This window comes from Psychrobacter sp. 1Y4 (genome assembly GCF_051847555.1).
Genome location: NZ_JBPYDE010000646.1, coordinates 1 through 667 on the forward strand (window position 1 = coordinate 1; position 667 = coordinate 667).

Here is a 667-nt window from a genome sequence, read left to right on the forward strand (position 1 = left end):
AGCCATAAATAATCACTAGGCCTAGTGCCACAAGACCATAAACGTGTACTAGGTTTGAGCCAGCTTGTGGCATCAGCTCAGGAATTTGCGACATAAAAATCAAAATGGCCAAAGCATTGATAAAGCCTAGTACCACCGATTGAGACACATATTTCATCAGATTACCCAGCTTTAAGAAGCCAAAAATAATCTGTATCACACCTGTCAGGACACTGGCTGCTAGTAAATATTGCAAGCCGTAATCTTTGACCAGTGTGACCATGAGTAGCGCCATCGCGCCAGTTGCCGCTGAAATCATCGCTGGACGTCCACCGACGAAGGCAATCACCACAGCGATACAAAATGAGGCATAAAGGCCTACTTGGGGATCAACGCCAGCGATGATAGAAAACGCAATGGCTTCAGGAATAAGCGCTAAAGCGACGACCATGCCAGCTAGGACATCGCCTCTCACATTGGCTAGCCAATGTTCTTTAATCGTATTTAACATGTTTAACTCAGTTTTTTAGGAACTGCTTTAGTCTGCCAATACACAACGTATCTAATAAATCTCTAGGAGAGATATAAGAAATATCTAACATGAAAAGTCTGACACATCTCTATCTAGGCATATTGCCCATCAAATAATAAATATAAAAATGTGAACTGTCATCGTTAGCGAGTTATT

1 protein-coding gene is annotated in these 667 nt (G+C 42.0%); it reads right to left on the reverse strand.

Annotated features, from left to right (window positions below; all coding sequences use genetic code 11):
• Window positions 1-490, reverse strand: a 490-nt coding sequence (locus ACS8FC_RS18090; RefSeq protein WP_439297805.1) for a SulP family inorganic anion transporter, incomplete at its 3' end; no start/stop codon positions are given.
• Window positions 491-667 lie beyond the last annotated feature (177 nt).